At 73.9% G+C, this 15,636-nt stretch carries 15 protein-coding genes; 10 read left to right on the top strand and 5 right to left on the bottom strand.

Annotated features, from left to right (window positions below):
- From UW392_RS59270 to UW392_RS59260, 3 genes are all read left to right on the top strand, one after another.
- Window positions 1-913, top strand: a 913-nt coding sequence (locus UW392_RS59270; RefSeq protein ID WP_320783799.1) for a helix-turn-helix transcriptional regulator, incomplete at its 5' end; no start/stop codon positions are given.
- Window positions 914-1,059: 146 nt separating this feature from the next.
- Complete coding sequence (locus UW392_RS59265; protein ID WP_320783798.1) at window positions 1,060-2,379, top strand: helix-turn-helix domain-containing protein; 1,320 nt, start codon at window positions 1,060-1,062, stop codon at window positions 2,377-2,379.
- 200 nt (window positions 2,380-2,579) lie between these two features.
- Complete coding sequence (locus UW392_RS59260) at window positions 2,580-3,473, top strand: GNAT family N-acetyltransferase (RefSeq protein ID WP_320783797.1); 894 nt, start codon at window positions 2,580-2,582, stop codon at window positions 3,471-3,473.
- A gap of 73 nt (window positions 3,474-3,546) precedes the next feature.
- On the opposite strand, the gene UW392_RS59255 is transcribed toward UW392_RS59260, so the two are convergent.
- A complete protein-coding gene (locus UW392_RS59255) occupies window positions 3,547-4,704 on the bottom strand; it encodes a S1 family peptidase (protein ID WP_320783796.1) in 1,158 nt (385 codons plus the stop codon).
- Between the two features lie 191 nt (window positions 4,705-4,895).
- Between UW392_RS59255 and UW392_RS59250 the strand changes: the two genes are divergently transcribed.
- Window positions 4,896-5,258, top strand: a complete 363-nt coding sequence (locus UW392_RS59250; RefSeq protein ID WP_320783795.1) for a hypothetical protein — start codon at window positions 4,896-4,898, stop codon at window positions 5,256-5,258.
- Window positions 5,259-5,298: 40 nt separating this feature from the next.
- Here the strand turns inward: UW392_RS59250 and UW392_RS59245 are convergent, their stop codons facing one another.
- Both UW392_RS59245 and UW392_RS59240 read right to left on the bottom strand, forming a co-directional pair.
- On the bottom strand, window positions 5,299-6,474 hold the full coding sequence (locus UW392_RS59245; RefSeq protein ID WP_320783794.1) for a glycoside hydrolase family 64 protein: 1,176 nt from the start codon (window positions 6,472-6,474) through the stop codon (window positions 5,299-5,301).
- Between the two features lie 265 nt (window positions 6,475-6,739).
- Window positions 6,740-7,495 carry a dienelactone hydrolase family protein gene (locus UW392_RS59240; protein WP_320783793.1) on the bottom strand — a complete coding sequence of 252 codons (756 nt, stop codon included), beginning with the start codon at window positions 7,493-7,495 and terminating at the stop codon, window positions 6,740-6,742.
- Between the two features lie 404 nt (window positions 7,496-7,899).
- Here UW392_RS59240 and UW392_RS59235 point away from each other — a divergent pair, with 404 nt between their 5' ends.
- Together UW392_RS59235 and UW392_RS59230 are read left to right on the top strand one after the other, a co-directional pair.
- Window positions 7,900-9,558 carry a catalase gene (locus tag UW392_RS59235; protein ID WP_320783792.1) on the top strand — a complete coding sequence of 553 codons (1,659 nt, stop codon included), beginning with the start codon at window positions 7,900-7,902 and terminating at the stop codon, window positions 9,556-9,558.
- Window positions 9,559-9,769: 211 nt separating this feature from the next.
- A complete protein-coding gene (locus UW392_RS59230) occupies window positions 9,770-11,536 on the top strand; it encodes an ABC transporter ATP-binding protein (protein WP_320783791.1) in 1,767 nt (588 codons plus the stop codon).
- Between the two features lie 106 nt (window positions 11,537-11,642).
- Here the strand turns inward: UW392_RS59230 and UW392_RS59225 are convergent, their stop codons facing one another.
- Complete coding sequence (locus UW392_RS59225) at window positions 11,643-12,023, bottom strand: hypothetical protein (protein WP_320783790.1); 381 nt, start codon at window positions 12,021-12,023, stop codon at window positions 11,643-11,645.
- Window positions 12,024-12,260: 237 nt separating this feature from the next.
- Here UW392_RS59225 and UW392_RS59220 point away from each other — a divergent pair, with 237 nt between their 5' ends.
- From UW392_RS59220 to UW392_RS59210, 3 genes are all read left to right on the top strand, one after another.
- Window positions 12,261-12,446: a hypothetical protein gene (locus UW392_RS59220; RefSeq protein ID WP_320783789.1), complete on the top strand. Its 186-nt coding sequence runs from the start codon at window positions 12,261-12,263 to the stop codon at window positions 12,444-12,446.
- 46 nt (window positions 12,447-12,492) lie between these two features.
- Window positions 12,493-12,855, top strand: a complete 363-nt coding sequence (locus tag UW392_RS59215) for a hypothetical protein (RefSeq protein ID WP_320783788.1) — start codon at window positions 12,493-12,495, stop codon at window positions 12,853-12,855.
- A gap of 157 nt (window positions 12,856-13,012) precedes the next feature.
- Complete coding sequence (locus tag UW392_RS59210; protein WP_320783787.1) at window positions 13,013-13,249, top strand: hypothetical protein; 237 nt, start codon at window positions 13,013-13,015, stop codon at window positions 13,247-13,249.
- Window positions 13,250-13,368: 119 nt separating this feature from the next.
- Here UW392_RS59210 and UW392_RS59205 read toward each other — a convergent pair whose 3' ends face one another.
- Window positions 13,369-14,394, bottom strand: a complete 1,026-nt coding sequence (locus UW392_RS59205) for a helix-turn-helix transcriptional regulator (RefSeq protein ID WP_320783786.1) — start codon at window positions 14,392-14,394, stop codon at window positions 13,369-13,371.
- A gap of 62 nt (window positions 14,395-14,456) precedes the next feature.
- Here UW392_RS59205 and UW392_RS59200 point away from each other — a divergent pair, with 62 nt between their 5' ends.
- Window positions 14,457-15,635: an epoxide hydrolase gene (locus tag UW392_RS59200; protein WP_320783785.1), complete on the top strand. Its 1,179-nt coding sequence runs from the start codon at window positions 14,457-14,459 to the stop codon at window positions 15,633-15,635.
- Window position 15,636: the final 1 nt, after the last annotated feature.

Here is a 15,636-nt window from a genome sequence, read left to right as displayed (position 1 = left end):
CGCCGCGCACCACTGCGGGCTGCGGAACTCGGCGGCCCACCACCGCGCCGTGCTGGCGCTGGCCGCGTCGATCGAGGGCGAGGCCGCGCTCGTCACCGAACAGGCCGAGGCCGCCCTCGGCACCGCCCGGCGGCACGGGCTCACCCAGGCGGCCACCCTCGCCGAATGGGCGCTCGGCCGCACGGACCTGGGCCGGGGCCGGCCCGCCGAGGCCGCCGCCCGCCTCGGCCCCCTGGTCGGCGCCGGTACGCGCCACGGGCACTTCGCCGTACGGATGCTGGCCATGCCCTGTTACGTCGAGGCGGCCGCCCTCGCCGGACGGCCGCGGGAGGCGCACGCGGTCGTGGCGGAGTTCGCCCTGTGGGCGCGCTTCGGCGCCGACCCGCAGGCACCCGCCCAGCTCGCCCGCTGCCGCGCCCTGCTGGCACCCCAGGACCGGGCCGAAGCGCACTACCGGGACGCGCTGGCCCGCCACCGGGCCGTGGGCGGAGACTTCGAACAGGCCCGCACCCAGCTGCTGTACGCCAAGTGGCTGCGCAGACGCAGGCGGCTCCGGGAGGCGCGCGACCGGCTCACGGAGGCGCTGGTCGCCTTCGAACGGTGCGGTGCCGGGGCCTGGGCCGGACAGGCGCGCGGCGAACTGCGCGCCACCGGCGCGGCGCCCGCGGGGGAGAGCGCCGGCGCGCTGTCCGCCCGGCTGACCCCGCAGCAACTGCGCATCGCCCGCCACGTGGCCGAGGGCGCCACCAACCGCGAGGTGGCGCAGATCCTGTCGCTCAGCACCCGCACGGTCGACCACCACCTGCGCAACGTCTTCGCCGCGCTCGGGGTGCGCTCCCGGGTGGAACTGGCGCGCAGGGTGGAACAGCTGGAGGACCCCGGCCGGCTGGAAAAGCCCGGCGCAGGACTCTAGGGACCGACCGGACGGTATGTCATTCTTCGGGGCAGGACGAGTTCAGGCGGCGGCCACGGCCGCGGACCGACGCGCACCGGACCGTGCCCGGCCGCGCGGCCCGCGGCCGGCGCGCGCCGCAGCCCACCGCTCCAGGGAGGACCGCGATGCAGCCCGCCGTACGGACCCGTGGCGCGACCCGGCCGGGACCGCCCCCCGACGCTCCACCACCGCGTGACGCGCGGATCCGCTCGCGCACCGACGCGGACGCGCGCCGGGTGCTCCACCGGGCGGCCCGGTCACTGCTGCACGACGTCCCGGAGCTCACCGACCGGCTGGTGGCCGCCCTGCAGGAACAGCAGCCCGCCTACCGGGCCGCGCTGCGCGCCGACCGCACGGCCGTCTGGCAGGAGGCGCACGGCTCCCTGCGGCACAGCGTGGCCTCGCTCATCGACCCCCGCGGCACCCGCGACGCGGCCCGCCGCTGCTCCTGGCGGATCGGCGCCGAGCGCGCCGAGCAGGGGCTGCCCCTGGACGCCCTGCTGCACGCCTTCCGGCTCGGCGGCTCCCTGGTGTGGCAGGCGCTCGTCGAGGAGACCTCCGCGGCCGCCCCCGGCGACGTACGCCTGCTCGTGCACGTGGCGGCCGACGTGTGGAACTTCGTGGACGAGCACAGCGCCCTCGTCGCGGAGGCCTACCGGCAGACGGAGCGGCGGCTGAACCGGCGCCGGGAGAACCGGTCGCGGCTGCTGGCGGCGGCGCTGCTCGACGGGACCAGCCGGATCGCCGACCTGCCCGAGGCCGCCGAGGCGCTGGACCTGCCGGAGGACGGCCGGTACGTCGTCGTCTCCGTGGCCGGCGGGCCCCTCGCCGGGAGCGCGGACGTACGGTCGGCCGCGGTCCCCGCGGGGCTGCGCGCGCACTGGCACACCGGCGCGGACGTCGACCACGGCATCGTCCTGCTCCCGGCCGGGGCGGAGGGGCTGCCGGACGCCGCACCGGAACGGGACCGGCCGGCCGGGGTGCGGTGGGGGACCGGCCCCGCCGTGGACGGGCTCGCCGCACTGGGCGACGCCCGCCGGCTGGCCGACCTGGCGCTGCGCCTCTGTCCCGCGGACGGGGGCGGCGTGCGGCTGTGCGAGCGGCTGCCCGCGGCCCTCGTCGTGTCCAGTCCGGAGCTCGGCCGGGCCCTCGCCGAGCGGGCCCTCGGCCCCCTGCTCCGCCTGGAACCCGCCGACCGCGACCTGCTCCTGGACACCCTCACCGCGTGGCTGGACTGCGACGGCTCGGCGCAGCGCGCGGGGGAGCGGCTGTACTGCCACCGCAACACCGTCCTCAACCGGCTGCGCCGCTGCGAGCACCTGACGGGCCGTTCACTCACCCGCCCCACCGACATGGTCGAGCTCAGCCTGGCGCTCACCGCCCGCCGGCTGCTGCCCGCACGGCACCGGACCGCAGCGGACGGCGACCGGGCGGCGGCCCGCTGACGCGGCGTCCCGCCAATCCGGTGGACGTCGGGCGGGCGCCCCCGTACCGTCAGTGCCCACGCCCTGAGACCAACGGCCAGCGGAAGGAGGCGAGTGCCGTGCCGTACACACCGTTCCCGCGCTCCCTCACCGCTGCCCCGGCGTGCCTCGACTGACCGGGAGCGCATCCGGCGAACCGCTGCTCCCTCCCGGAGGAATCCATGACCGACCTGGTCATCCGTACGCTCGACGAGGGCGACGCCCCTCTCTTCGACACGATGCCGGACCCCCTGGACGCGCGTACGGCGCACGCGCGGACCCGGCACCGCCCCGACTGGAAGCGCGTCGCCCTGCGCGACGGCCGGGTGGTGGCCCGCGGCGCCTGGTGGGGCGGCCCCGACGACACCGCACCCCTCAACATCAACTGGTTCGACGTGGCGGAGGGCGAGACCGAGGCGGGCGCCGCACTGCTCCGCACGGCGCCCTGGCAGGTGGAGCTCGAACTCAACCTGCCGGGTGGCTGGCGTGACGTACCGCACCTGCGTGCCGCCGCCGGGACGCGCCGCGCCGCCGCGGCGGCCGCGGGGTACGCCCCGCTGGTGGAGCGGTACCTGTACCGGTGGACGCCGGAGTGCGGACTGCCCGCGCGGCCCGGCCGGCTGCGCTTCGCCGCCGAACCGGACGACGCGGTCCTCCACGACATGCTGCGCCGCATCCACTCGGTGACCCTGGACGCCCACGCGCGCAAGGCCGTCGAGGAGGGCGGCCCCGACCGGGCGGCGCAGGAGGAGCTGGACTTCTTCCGCTGGCTGCCGTCCCCGCGGGAGTGGTGGCAGGTCGCGTACACGGAGGCGGGGGAGCCGGTCGGCATGCACGTCCCGGCCCACAACCCGTCCGGCCCGTGCGTGGCGTTCGTCGGCGTCCTGCCGGAGCGGCGCGGCCGCGGGTACGCCTACGACCTGCTGACCGAGTGCCTCCACACCCTGGTCGGGCAGGGCGCCGCCTTCGTCGCCGCGGCGACCGACCGGGGGAACCGGCCCATGGCGGCGCACTTCGCGCGGGCCGGGTTCCCGGTGGTCCGCGAGCGCGTCAACTTCGTACCGGGCGCCGTGTAGCGCGCCGGGACGTGCGTCCGGACGAGGGCACCCGCCGCCGCGTGCGGACCGGCGGGTGCCCCGACGTTCCGGCTCAGGCCGTGTGCAGGGTCAGGCCGTAACGGTTGAGGATCTCGTTGACGGGCTGGTGCCAGGTCTCGCCGCCGCCGGAGCAGTTGCCCCAGCCGCCGGAGGTGACGCCCTGGGCCTGGTCGCCGCTGATGAACGAGCCGCCCGAGTCGCCGGGCTCCGCGCAGACGCTGGTCTTGGTCATCTGGTGCACCGCGCCCTGGCTGTAGTTGACGGTCTCGTTCTTGGCGAGGACCCTGCCGCAGTGCCAGCGCGTGGTCGAGCCCGACCGGCAGACCGACGCGCCGACGGGCGCCTCGGCCGAACCGCGCACCAGCTGGTCGGAGACGGTGCCCCAGCCCAGGACGACCGGGACCGTCCACCAGCCGCTGCCCACGCTCACCCAGGCCATGTCGTCGCCGGGGAACGAGGAGCCCTGGAAGGTGCCGATGTGGGTGTTGTCCCAGCCGCGCACGGCCTGGCCCCTCGGGCCGCAGTGCCCGGCGGTGACGAAGCCCCCGTGCACCGAGAACCCTATGGAGCAGCGGACGTTGCCCGTGTAGTACGGATCGCCGCCGACCGTCCCGGCGGCGAACGTCTCCGGTGCCGCCGCGACCTCGGCGACGGTGACGGGACCGGCCTCGCGGGCGCGGGCGACGAACCGCTGGACATCGTTGTCCGAGCGCTGGTCGGCGACGACGTTCACGACGACCGAACCCGCCTCCGGGTCGACGTGCCAGCTGCTCACGCCCTCGGGCGCGGACAGCGCGTCGATGCGCTGCTTCGTGGTGTCCAGTTCACGTGCGCTGTGCGGCGCGGTGCGCACGGCCGCACCGGTGGCGCGGAGGGTCCGTACGGTCGTGGCGGAGGCGTCGGAGGTGACGGCGACGGTCAGCCTGCCGCTCGAGGCGTCGAACCAGGAACCGCCGTACGCGGCCCCCGCGGTCCGGCGGACCTCCGGTTCGAGGGCGGTCGCCCGCTCCTCGGCGGCCAGCCGCTCCTCGGCCTGCGCCCGGGTCAGCCCGAGGTCCTGCTGCAGGGCGGAGAGGAGACCGGCGGAGGCCGGGGCCTCGTCGGCCGTGGGGGTGCCGCTCGCCGACGCGGTCACGGTTCCGGCGGCGGCCCAGGTGCCGACGACGAGGAGTGCCGCGAGACCGGCCTGCCTGAATCTGTTGCGTCTCAAGGGAGTTGCCCTTCGTTGTTCCAGCGAGGTGGGGGTGGAACGGGCGGTGCGGGTGACTGCTGCGTGAGAGCGCTCTCCGTGGTTGGAGCGGTGTGGAGCGTAGCCCGCGCCGGCTGTCAGGTCCATACCAAGTGGGCGGGTCTGTTTCGCGGGGGTCCGGGTAACAGGCGCCGAAAGGGAGGTGGTCCGGCGTGGTGCTGGCGCGTGGAACGAGTGGCGATCCCGGGACCTGGCTGTGGGCGTTGGGCGCGATCGCGCTGTACGCCCTGATCAGCTTCGGGCTGGAGTACCGCAGGCGCCGTCGGCGCGGCGCGGACGAGCCGGCCAAGGAGGCCCTGCACGAGCTGAAGGACCGGGAGAACCCGCAGGACCCGAAGCACTACCTGCTCAGCCGTGTGGTCATGTTCGCGGGCGGGGCCGCGGTCGGCCTCGTCGCTCTGGCCACCTCGGGAGTGGCCCGCCCGGTGCTCGTCGTGCTCACCGCCCTCGTCGCGGTCTCCGTCTGGGCGTACTACGACCACCGCACGCAGGACCGCGCCGCCCGGCGGGGATGAGCCGGGCGGCGGCGGCCCCGCGGGCGGCGCCGGGCGACGATCAGGAGAACGGGTCGAGCGTGATGCTCGCCCCCTGGGGAGCGCCGTCGTGGACGAGGGACTCGTGGTTGCCCACGTCGTCGAAGGCGAAGGCGTAGGCCTTGCCGTCGGCCATCTGGGCGTGGATCTGCTTGGCGTAGTGGTTGGTGACGCCGTCCTGGTAGAAGCCCGCCGAGGAGGAGTCCGGCTGGTTTGGGTTGGTCAGGAGCGTGGACCGGTTGAAGCCCGCGCACAGGGTGCGGGAGATCGGCCCGCGCACCTGGTCGTTGGGCGCGTCCAGCAGCTTGTGGCAGCCGAAGATGCTGTCGGCGTCCGGCTTCTGGAAGCTGGTGACGACGGCTCCTGAGCCGTTGGTGAAGTTCATGACGTTGCCGGACACCTTGCCGTAGTACTTGGTGTTCGGCTCGTGCGTGAACGGGGTGACCGTCAGCGTCTCGGAGGAGTACTTCTGCCAGACGCGGTTGACGTAGTCGTCCAGCACGTTCCTGGGCAGCGCGCCGGTCTCCAGCCCGTACAGGGGGGCGAGGACCCGCAGGACGGTGCCGTCGGAGCGCGTCTGGACCAGGTTCGACCAGCCGCCCTGCTGTCCGCGCAGCCCGTTGACGACGGCGTTGTAGCCACCGCTCTTGAGCTTGCCGATGGTCGCGGTGGAGCCGTCGCCCCGGCGTACGCCCACCGAGTACGGCGCGGAGAACATGTCGACCTGGGTGCTGTTGATCCAGATGCCGGAGTCGTTGAGGGTGTACTCCGTCCAGTTGAACAGGATGTTCCGGTTCGGGTCGCTCGCGTTCTGCACGGCGGGCTGCACCAGGCCGCCGGTGGTCAGCCGGAACTCGAGCTTCTGTCCGTACGAGTAGTAGACCCGGCCCGAGAATTTGGGCAGCCGGATCGTCTTCGACTGCCCGGCGGCCGGGCCCGGGATGGAGGCGTCCGGCGCGGGTGTGGGGGGATTGCCGCCGGCGGGCCACGCGTGGAAGACGCCGTTCGCGTCGGCGTACCCCTGCCGGCCCGAGGACAGCTCGGTGCCGATGACGTAGACGTACACGGCCTCGCCGCGGCCGGAGTTGTTGGTCAGGTCCAGGGGGATGGTCGCGGGGACGGCCGCCTCCGCCGCCGGGGCCGGGGCCGGTGTGCCGATCGCGAGGGCGGCGCCCAGGGCGGTCGCCGCGATCGTCACCAGGGTCCGGTGTCCTCGTCTCCCGAGTGTTGTTGCTGCCACTCTCCTACCTCCGTGCGGTCGCGCTCGTGTGGGGGTGTGTGGGGGGTGCTTGGGGGGTGTGGGGGTAACGCGGTCTGTACCAATGAGAGCGCTCTCAGCGTTGCGCTGCGGCGAGTGCATGTCAATGGAGAGGATGTGGAGGTTCCACGCCACCGCGCCCGGTTCCGCGGTGCACGAACGGTGCGCGGAACCGGGCGCGGGGGCCTGGCGGGGGCGGAGCGGGTCAGAAGGTACGGGCCAGCAGGTCCAGCAGGGCCGTCCAGTGGCGCTCGGCGGCCTCCTGGTCGTAGGCGGCCGTGTCGGCCTGGGTGAAACCGTGGTGCGCGCCGGGGTAGACCTCGCAGCGGTGGCGGACGCCCGCCGCGGTGAGCGCCTCCTCCAGCCGCCGGATCTGCTCCGGGGGCAGCGAGTGGTCCTGGTCGGCGTGGCCGAAGTACAGCTCGCCGGTGACGCGACCGGCCAGCAGGTGCGGGCTGTCGGGCGCGTCGGTGGCCAGGTTGCCGCCGTGGAAGCCGGCCGCGGCGGCGACCCGGTCCGGATACGTTCCGGCGGTGCGCAGGGCCAGCGCGGCGCCCATGCAGTAACCGGTGAGCGCGACGGGCCCGTCCACGGTCAGCGGGCTCCCGGCCAGCCAGTCCAGGTACGCCCCGGCGTCCCGCATGGCGAGCTCGGGCGTCAGCGCCCCCATGATCGGGCCGAGCCGCTCGAAGATCTCCGGGCGGCTCCCCGGGTCGATCGGGTACGGCAGCTCGACCACCGGGGCGCGTCCGTGCCGGTAGAAGACGTTGGGCACCAGGACCGTGTGCCCGGCCCCGGCCAGGCGGTCGGCCATCTCCTCCAGGTGGGGGCGGAGCCCGAAGGCGTCCATGTAGAGCAGGACCGCCGGACGGGGGCGCCCGTCGCCGGGGTGGGCGAGATAGGCGTCGGCGGTGCCGTCCGGAGTGGGGATCTCCAAGGCTGTTCCCTGTACGGCGGTCATGGTGCGGTTGCCTGCCTCTCCACGGTGCTCGACGGTGCTCCTCGGCGTGCCCGCCGTACCGGGACCCGAGGCGGCGGGCACCGATCATCGTGACACGTGTGGTTCCGGGCGCCGCGACCGGCTCGCGAGGGGACGGTCCCGCCCGGCGGCCGCTACCGCGCCCGTCCGGTGCTCGCCGGGGCACGGACCGGCGCTCGCGTGCGTCCCGCACGCCCCACGGATCACACCGACGGATGTCCGCCGCGCATGCGTCGATACCGCACGCCGGGGTACCCAGACGCGCAGCCGCGATCAGCCGAGCCCGGCTGCCGGCCGGGACCGGCGTGCCCGCGGGCACACGTCGTGTCCCGCTGTGTACCCGTCCGCGCACCGCCCAGCCGAAGCACAGTCGAAGGAGTGCCGTCATGACCGACGTTTCCAGCAAGGGACCCGGTCCCGGGGACGACCGCGAGGTCCTCACCAACCGGCAGGGCCATCCGGTCTACGACAACCAGAACCAGCGCACCGTCGGTGCCCGCGGCCCGGCGACCCTGGAGAACTACCAGTTCCTGGAGAAGATCAGCCACTTCGACCGGGAGCGCATCCCGGAGCGCGTCGTCCACGCGCGCGGGGTGACCGCGTACGGCTACTTCGAGGCGTACGGCGCCTGGGGCGACGAGCCCATCGACCGCTACACCCGCGCCAAGCTGTTCCAGGAGCGCGGCAAGCGCACCGACCTGGCCGTGCGCTTCTCCACCGTCATCGGCGGCCGGGACTCCTCCGAGGCGGCCCGCGACCCGCGCGGCTTCGCGGTGAAGTTCTACACCGAGGACGGCAACTGGGACCTCGTCGGCAACAACCTCGGCGTCTTCTTCATCCGGGACGCGATCAAGTTCCCCGACGTCATCCACTCCCTCAAGCCCGACCCGGTCACCTTCGAGCAGCAGCCCCGGCGGATCTTCGACTTCATGTCGCAGACCCCCGAGTGCATGCACATGCTCGTCAACCTCTTCAGCCCACGCGGCATCCCCGCCGACTACCGCCACCAGCAGGGCTTCGGCGTCAACACCTACAAGTGGGTCAACCAGCAGGGCGACACCGTGCTGGTGAAGTACCACTGGCAGCCGAAGCAGGGCGTGCGCAGCATGACCGAGGAGGACGCCGCCAACGTGCAGGCGCAGGGCCTCGGCCACGCCACCAAGGACCTGTACGAGGCGGTCGCGCGCGGTGACTACCCCGAGTGGGAACTGCTGGTCCAGGTCATGGAGGACCACGACCACCCGGAGCTGGACTTCGACCCGCTCGACGACACCAAGACCTGGCCGGAGCAGGACTTCCCGCCGAAGCCGGTCGGCAAGATGGTGCTGAACCGCATGCCGGAGAACTACTTCGCGGAGAACGAGCAGATCTCCTTCGGCACCGGCGTCCTCGTCGACGGCCTGGACTTCTCCGACGACAAGATGCTGGTCGGCCGCACCTTCTCGTACAGCGACACCCAGCGCTACCGGGTGGGCCCGAACTACCTCCAGCTCCCCGTCAACCAGGCCAAGCACGCCGAGGTGCGCACCAACCAGCGCGACGGCCAGATGGCGTACTCCATCGACGACGGCGGCGAGAGCTCGCACATCAACTACGAGCCGTCGCTGATGGGCGGCCTGCGGGAGGCCCAGTACCCGACCCACGACGACCAGGGCCCGGAGATCACCGGCCGCCTCACCCGCAAGCGCATCCCGCGCACCAACGACTACCTCCAGGCCGGGCAGCGCTTCCGGCTGATGGAGGACTGGGAGCGCGACGACCTGGTGAAGAACTTCACCGACCTGCTCTCGCAGTGCGACCGGCCGGTCCAGGAGCGGATGGTCTGGCACTTCTTCCTGGTCGAGAACGAGCTCGGCGAGCGCGTGGGCAAGGGCATCGGCATCGGCGCGGAGGACGTGAAGCACCTGGAGCCGCTGGCGAGCCAGGACCTCACCGACGAGGACCGCCAGCGCCTGGCGAACCTCGGCAAGAACCCGCCGCGCGACGTCGAGGGGCTCACCATGACGCACTGCGTCCCCAACGAGCGGCACGTCGTCGAACGCTGAGGCACGGTCCGTACGGCCTCACCCGGTGAGGCCACACCCCGTACGACCGGACACCACCACCGTCCCGCACCACCCCCGCCCGTGCGTGGCGTCCCGGCCCACCGGCCGCGGACGCCACGCACGGGCGTTCCCGTCGCCCTGGTGTACTCCCGGCCGGCCTGGGCAGTAAGCGCTTGCCATCCACTTGCCCCACGGGATAGGACCGCCCTCCATGGCTTCGCCGGAAAAACCGCTCGACCATCGTTACCGGGACGAACACCCGGTCCGTACGCTCGGCTACCTGCTGCGCGCCGACCGGTGGCGGCTGGCCGCGGCCGCCGCCGTCTTCACGGTCAAGCACAGCCCGGTGTGGCTGCTGCCGCTGATCACCGCGACCATCATCGACACCGTCGTGCAGCACGCCCCGATCGGCCAGCTGTGGCTGAGCGCCGGCGTCATCATGTTCATCCTGGTCGTCAACTACCCGCTGCACCTGCTCTTCGTCCGCCTGCTGTACGGCAGCGTGCGCCGCATGGGCACCACGCTGCGCTCCGCCCTGGTCACCCGCATGCAGCAGCTCTCCATCGGCTACCACGCGCGGATGAGCGCCGGTGTGCTCCAGGCGAAGGTCGTCCGGGACGTGGAGACCGTCGAGACGATGGTGCAGCAGACCACGGAGACGGGACTCGGCGCGCTCACCGTGCTCACCGGCGGCCTCGTCATCATCGCGGTGCGCACCCCCGAGTTCGTGCCCGTCTTCCTCGTCGTCGTGCCCGCCGCCGCCATCGTCGTGGCCCGGCTGCGGGCCCGGCTGCGCACCCACAACGAGCACTTCCGCCTCGAGGTCGAGACCCTGTCGTCCAAGGTCACCGAGATGACCCGGCTGATCCCGGTCACCCGGGCGCACGGCCTGGAGGGCAAGGCGCTGCACCGCATGGACGGCACGCTCAGCCGGGTCCTGAAGTCCGCGCTGCGCCTGGACCTGCTCAACGGGCGCTTCGCCTCCCTGGCCTGGGTGGTCCTCAACATCGTCGGCGTCCTGGTCCTCACGGGCGCGGCGCTGATCTCGTACTACGGCGTCTGGGGCGTCAGCGCGGGTGACGTCGTCATGCTCAGCGCCTTCCTGACCACCCTCACCAACTCGACCACCACCCTCGTGGGCCTCGCCCCGGTCATCACCAAGGGCCTGGAGTCCGTCCGCTCGGTGGGCGAGGTGCTCCAGGCGCCCGAGCTGGAGGACAACGAGGGCAAGACGAAGCTGGACGCCGTCCGCGGCGCCGTCACCTTCCAGCGGGTCGGCCACGCGTACGACGCCACGGAGCGCCCCGCCGTACAGGACTTCACCCTCTCCGTGGCGCCGGGCGAGACCATCGCCTTCGTGGGCGCCTCGGGCGCGGGCAAATCCACGGTGCTCAACCTGGTCATCGGCTTCATCCGCCCCACCTCCGGCCGGCTGCTGCTCGACGGCACCGACATGAGCACCCTCGACCTGCGCACCTACCGCAGATTCGTCTCGGTGGTGCCGCAGGAGTCGATCCTCTTCGACGGCACGATCCGGGAGAACGTGGCCTACGGGATGGACGAGGCCGACGAGGAGACGGTCCGCGCGGCCCTGCGCGACGCCAACGCGCTGGAGTTCGTCGACCGGCTGCCCCGCGGCCTGGACACCATGGTCGGCGAGCGCGGGGCACGGCTGTCCGGCGGCCAGAAGCAGCGCCTGGCCATTGCCCGCGCGCTGATCCGGGACCCGAAGGTGCTCGTCCTGGACGAGGCGACCTCGGCCCTCGACACCCAGTCGGAGGCCCTCGTCCAGCAGGCCCTCGGCCGGCTGCTGAGCGGGCGCACCACCTTCGTGGTGGCGCACCGGCTGTCGACCGTGCGCGGCGCGGACCGGATCGTGGTCATGGGCGACGGCCGCATCCAGGAGATCGGCACCCACGAGGAACTGCTCCGCCGGGGCGGCGCCTACACGGCGCTGCACAGCGGTCAGGTCGCCTGAGGCCAGGGCGCCGGACGGGCCCCGCGGGGACCTGGCGCGGGCGACCCCCGCCTTCCGGCCGGCGCTCGACGGCGTCGGGCAGGAGGTCCGGTCGCCCGCACGGCCATCATGCCGGGCCGTCGGCTCCCTCGGCGACGCTCCGCGCCCACAGGACGAGCGGCACCTGGAGCGGGAGCCGGGCGTACGCCGCGGCCCGCAGCGCGGTGGGCCGGTCCCGCCAGTCGGCCGCCATCTTCACGTTGGCCGGGAGGACGCCGACGAAGAGGGCCGCCGTGGCCCGCGCGCTCGTCCGCCGGGTGCGGGGCAGCACCAGCCCGGCGGCCAGGGCCAGTTCCGCTACGCCGCTCGCGTACGTCCAGCTCCGCGCCGACCCCGGCAGGCTCCGCGGGACGATCGAGTCGAACCGCTTCGGTGCGGCGAAATGGGCGACGCCGGCCGTGGCCAGCAGACCGGCGAGCAGCAGGGGCGAGCGGTTCGAGCGGGGCACGGTTCCTCCTCGGGGGGCGGCCCGCGGTGGACCACCGAGCGATATTACTGAACGGTAAGCGCGTATCGGGGACGGGGTGGGCTGTGGCCCGCGACGGCCGGCCGGGTCACGCACGCCCGCCGTCGGGCGGCCCTGTTTGTGCCGCCACCCTGCGGTTACTCGCCACACCCTCGTGGGAAACGCGCACGGTCCTCGACGGACCGGTACGCACGGAACAAGGCAACTGGAGGCACACCGTTGGGCGAGCAGACACCGTCTCAGGCCGAGGGCGAACGCGACGACGAGGCCGCCGTCGAGGCCGAGCGCGGCACCGGAGAGACACGTCCGCACGCCGACGCGCCCCGGCCCACCCCCTCGCAGGCGGAGGGCGGGCGTGACGGGGACGACGCGGACGAGGCGGACGGACGGCCCCGGCAGGGCTGACCGCGAGGAAGACGGACGTCGGACGAGTCGAGGAGGAGCGAGCGCTGTGACGGACCGGGAACACGAGGCGACGGAACGGGCCGCGACGGAACAGGCGGGGCGCGACGCCTCGCAGGAGCGCGGCTCCCGCGAGAGCACGGGCAAGGTGCCCGACCCCACGGAGGGCGGGGCCGAGCGCCGGGCCCCCATCGGCAGGGGCGACAACGCGGCGGTGGCCGGCAGCGATGTGCAGCAGCCGGAGATCGCGGAGGGTCCCGTCGAGGGACTGCAGCCCGGAGAACGGGTGGAACGCGGCGAGTGGCGGCCTCCGCTGGAGGTCGACCCGCCGTCCGACGGCCTCGCCCCGGCGGTCGGCGCCTCGGGCGACCCCGAGGCCGTGCGCGAGCAGAAGAAGCGGGGCGGCCCCTGAGCCGCGGCGTGTCCGACCGGCCGACGACGGCGGAAAGTGACCTCGTGTACGCGGTGAGCGACCGGGTACCCGGGCGGCGTTCCCGGACGACCCCGACGATCCGGCCGCGGCACGGACGACGAGCCGCGCACGACACACGACACGGAGGTGGACCGGCGTGACCCACAAGACGGAGACCGGCGGCGTGACCGGCACGCGGGACAAGGACTACAACCTCATCTGGTACGTCGAGGCGTGCCTGGCCAACGCCCTGCGCCTGGAGAGCTACATCCAGGACGCGGAGCGCGAGAAGGACACCGAGGTCGTGGAGCTGTTCCGCAAGGCACAGGCCGACAGCCGCAAGGGCGCCGAACTGGGCAAGCAGCTGCTGCGCTCGCGGCTGGGCGGCGGCTGAGCACGGACGCCGGGGGACGGGACGGGCCGCGCACCGGTCCGTCCCGTCCCCGCACCCGTACGAGGAGGCGGGCCGGCGCACGACCTGGGCAACGGGCCGGGGTGTGCGCCGGCCCGCCTTCATGCGCCGTGCGCTCCGGTGCCGGAGGGGCCGTCGGCCCCGGCCACCGCGTCCAGGCAGCGGGTGCCCTGGACCCGCAGGGCCTCGGCGAGCTCGGGCGGTGCGTCGCGGAGCGTGAAGTCGGCGTCCACCGAGGTGATCATCCACGCGAGGTCGCGCGGGGTGGCGGCGCCGACGTGCAGCAGACAGCTCCGGTCGTCCACCGGTTCGACGGCGCCCATGCCGGGCCACACGCGGTCCGCGACCGCCCCGGCGGACTCGTGCAGGACGACGGTGGCCCGGAAGGGCCAGGTCCGTGCCGACAGCTGGTGGGAGAGGTACGCGGCCACGTCCTCCCCGCCGTCGCCGTCGCCGTCGCCGTCGGTGTACGGCAGCGGGCGCGGGACGAAGCGCGGACCGGTGGGGGTCCGCGGGGCGAGCCGGTCGACGCGGAAGGTGCGCCAGTCGGCGCGGTCGGTGTCCCAGGCCACCAGGTACCAGCGGCGGTCGAAACTGACCAGACTGTGCGGCTCGACGCAGCGGACGCCGGACCCGCCGCGCGTGCCCTCGTAGTCGAAGCGCAGGCGCTCGCGGCGGCGGCAGGCCTCCGCGACGGCCATCAGGGTGTCCGGGCGGACCCGCGGCCCCGGCACCTCACCGGCCCGGACGGTGGCCCCGTGCAGGGTGGCCACCCGGTGCCGCAGCCGGGCCGGCAGCACCTGCTCCAGCTTGGCGAGCGCCCGCAGCGAGGACTCCTCGATGCCCGCGACCGAGCCGCCGGCCGCGGTGCGCAGCCCGACCACGACGGCGACGGCCTCCTCGTCGTCCAGCAGCAGCGGCGGCAGCCCCGCCCCGGCGCCGAGCCGGTAGCCGGTCGCCCCCGGGGTGGCGTGCACCGGATAGCCCAGCTCGCGCAGCCGTTCGACGTCACGGCGTACGGTGCGGCGGCTGACGCCGAGCCGCTCGGCGAGCTCGGCACCGGACCGTTCCCGGCGGGTCTGCAGCAGCGCGAGCAGCTTCAGCAGCCGCGCGGAGGTCTTCACCATGGCGTCAGCCTGCCGCAGAGCTAGGACCGTGGCCGTCCCAGGTGGCTCCTAGCGTCACCGCCATGGTGAACACGACACCGGGCGTCCGCCCGTTCCGCATCGACGTCCCGCAGGACCGCCTCGACGACCTCCACGCGCGCCTGGCCGCCACCCGCTGGCCCGACGAGCTGTCCGGCGTCGGCTGGACCCGCGGCGTCCCGGTGGCGTACCTGCGGGAGCTGGCCGGGTACTGGCGCACCGCCTACGACTGGCGGGCCCAGGAGAAGACGCTCAACGACCGACCCCAGTTCGTGACCGAGGCCGGCGGGCAGACCGTGCACTTCTTCCACGTGCGCTCCCCGGAGCCCGGCGCCACCCCCTTGCTCCTGCTGCACGGCTGGCCCGGTACGGCGGCGGACTTCCTCGACGTCCTCGGCCCCCTGTCCGACCCCCGGGCACACGGCGGGGACCCCGCCGACGCCTTCCACCTGGTCGTCCCGTCCCTCCCCGGCTTCGGCTTCTCCACCCCGCTGGCCGGCCCCGGCATGGGCGCGGCCCGGATGGCCGAGGTGTTCGACGAGCTGATGACACGGCTCGGCTACCCGCGGTACGGCGTCCAGGGGTACGACACCGGCTCCTGGGTGGGCCCCGAAATGGGCAGGCGGGCGCCGGACCGCGTGATCGGCGTCCACGTCAACGGCATGATCGCGTTCCCCGTCGGCGAGGAGGGGGAGACGGACGGGCTCGACGAGGCCGACCAGCGCCGCTGGCAGGCCATGCAGGACTTCAACGACGGTTACCTGCAGTGCAACGCCAAGCGCCCGCAGACGGTCGCCTACGCCCTCACCGATTCCCCCGCCGGCCAGCTCGCCTGGATCGTCGAGAAGTACAAGGAGCTCACCGACCCGGGGGACGGACTGCCCGAGGACGCCATCGACCGGGACCGCATGCTGACCAACGTGTCCCTGTACTGGTTCACCGGCACCGCGGCCTCGGCCGCCCAGATCTACTACGAGGAGATGTCCGCCACCGCGTGGGACGCGGCCCAGGGCGCGGAGGCCTGGTCGGCGGACGGCGGAGGCGGGACGGTACCCACGGCCGTGCTGCTCTCCACGCACGACGTGACCGTCCGCCGCTGGGCCGAGCGCGACCACGACGTCGTGCGCTGGACCGAACTCGGCCGCGGCGGCCACTTCCTCGCCATGGAGGCCCCGGACCTCCTCGTCGAGGACGTCCGCGCGTTCTTCCGCTCGCTCGGCTGAC

It is taken from the genome of Streptomyces sp. CRN 30 (genome assembly GCF_034105845.1).
The sequence above is the reverse complement of the archived record's forward strand: the minus strand, read 5'-3'. Positions and strand labels throughout refer to the sequence as shown.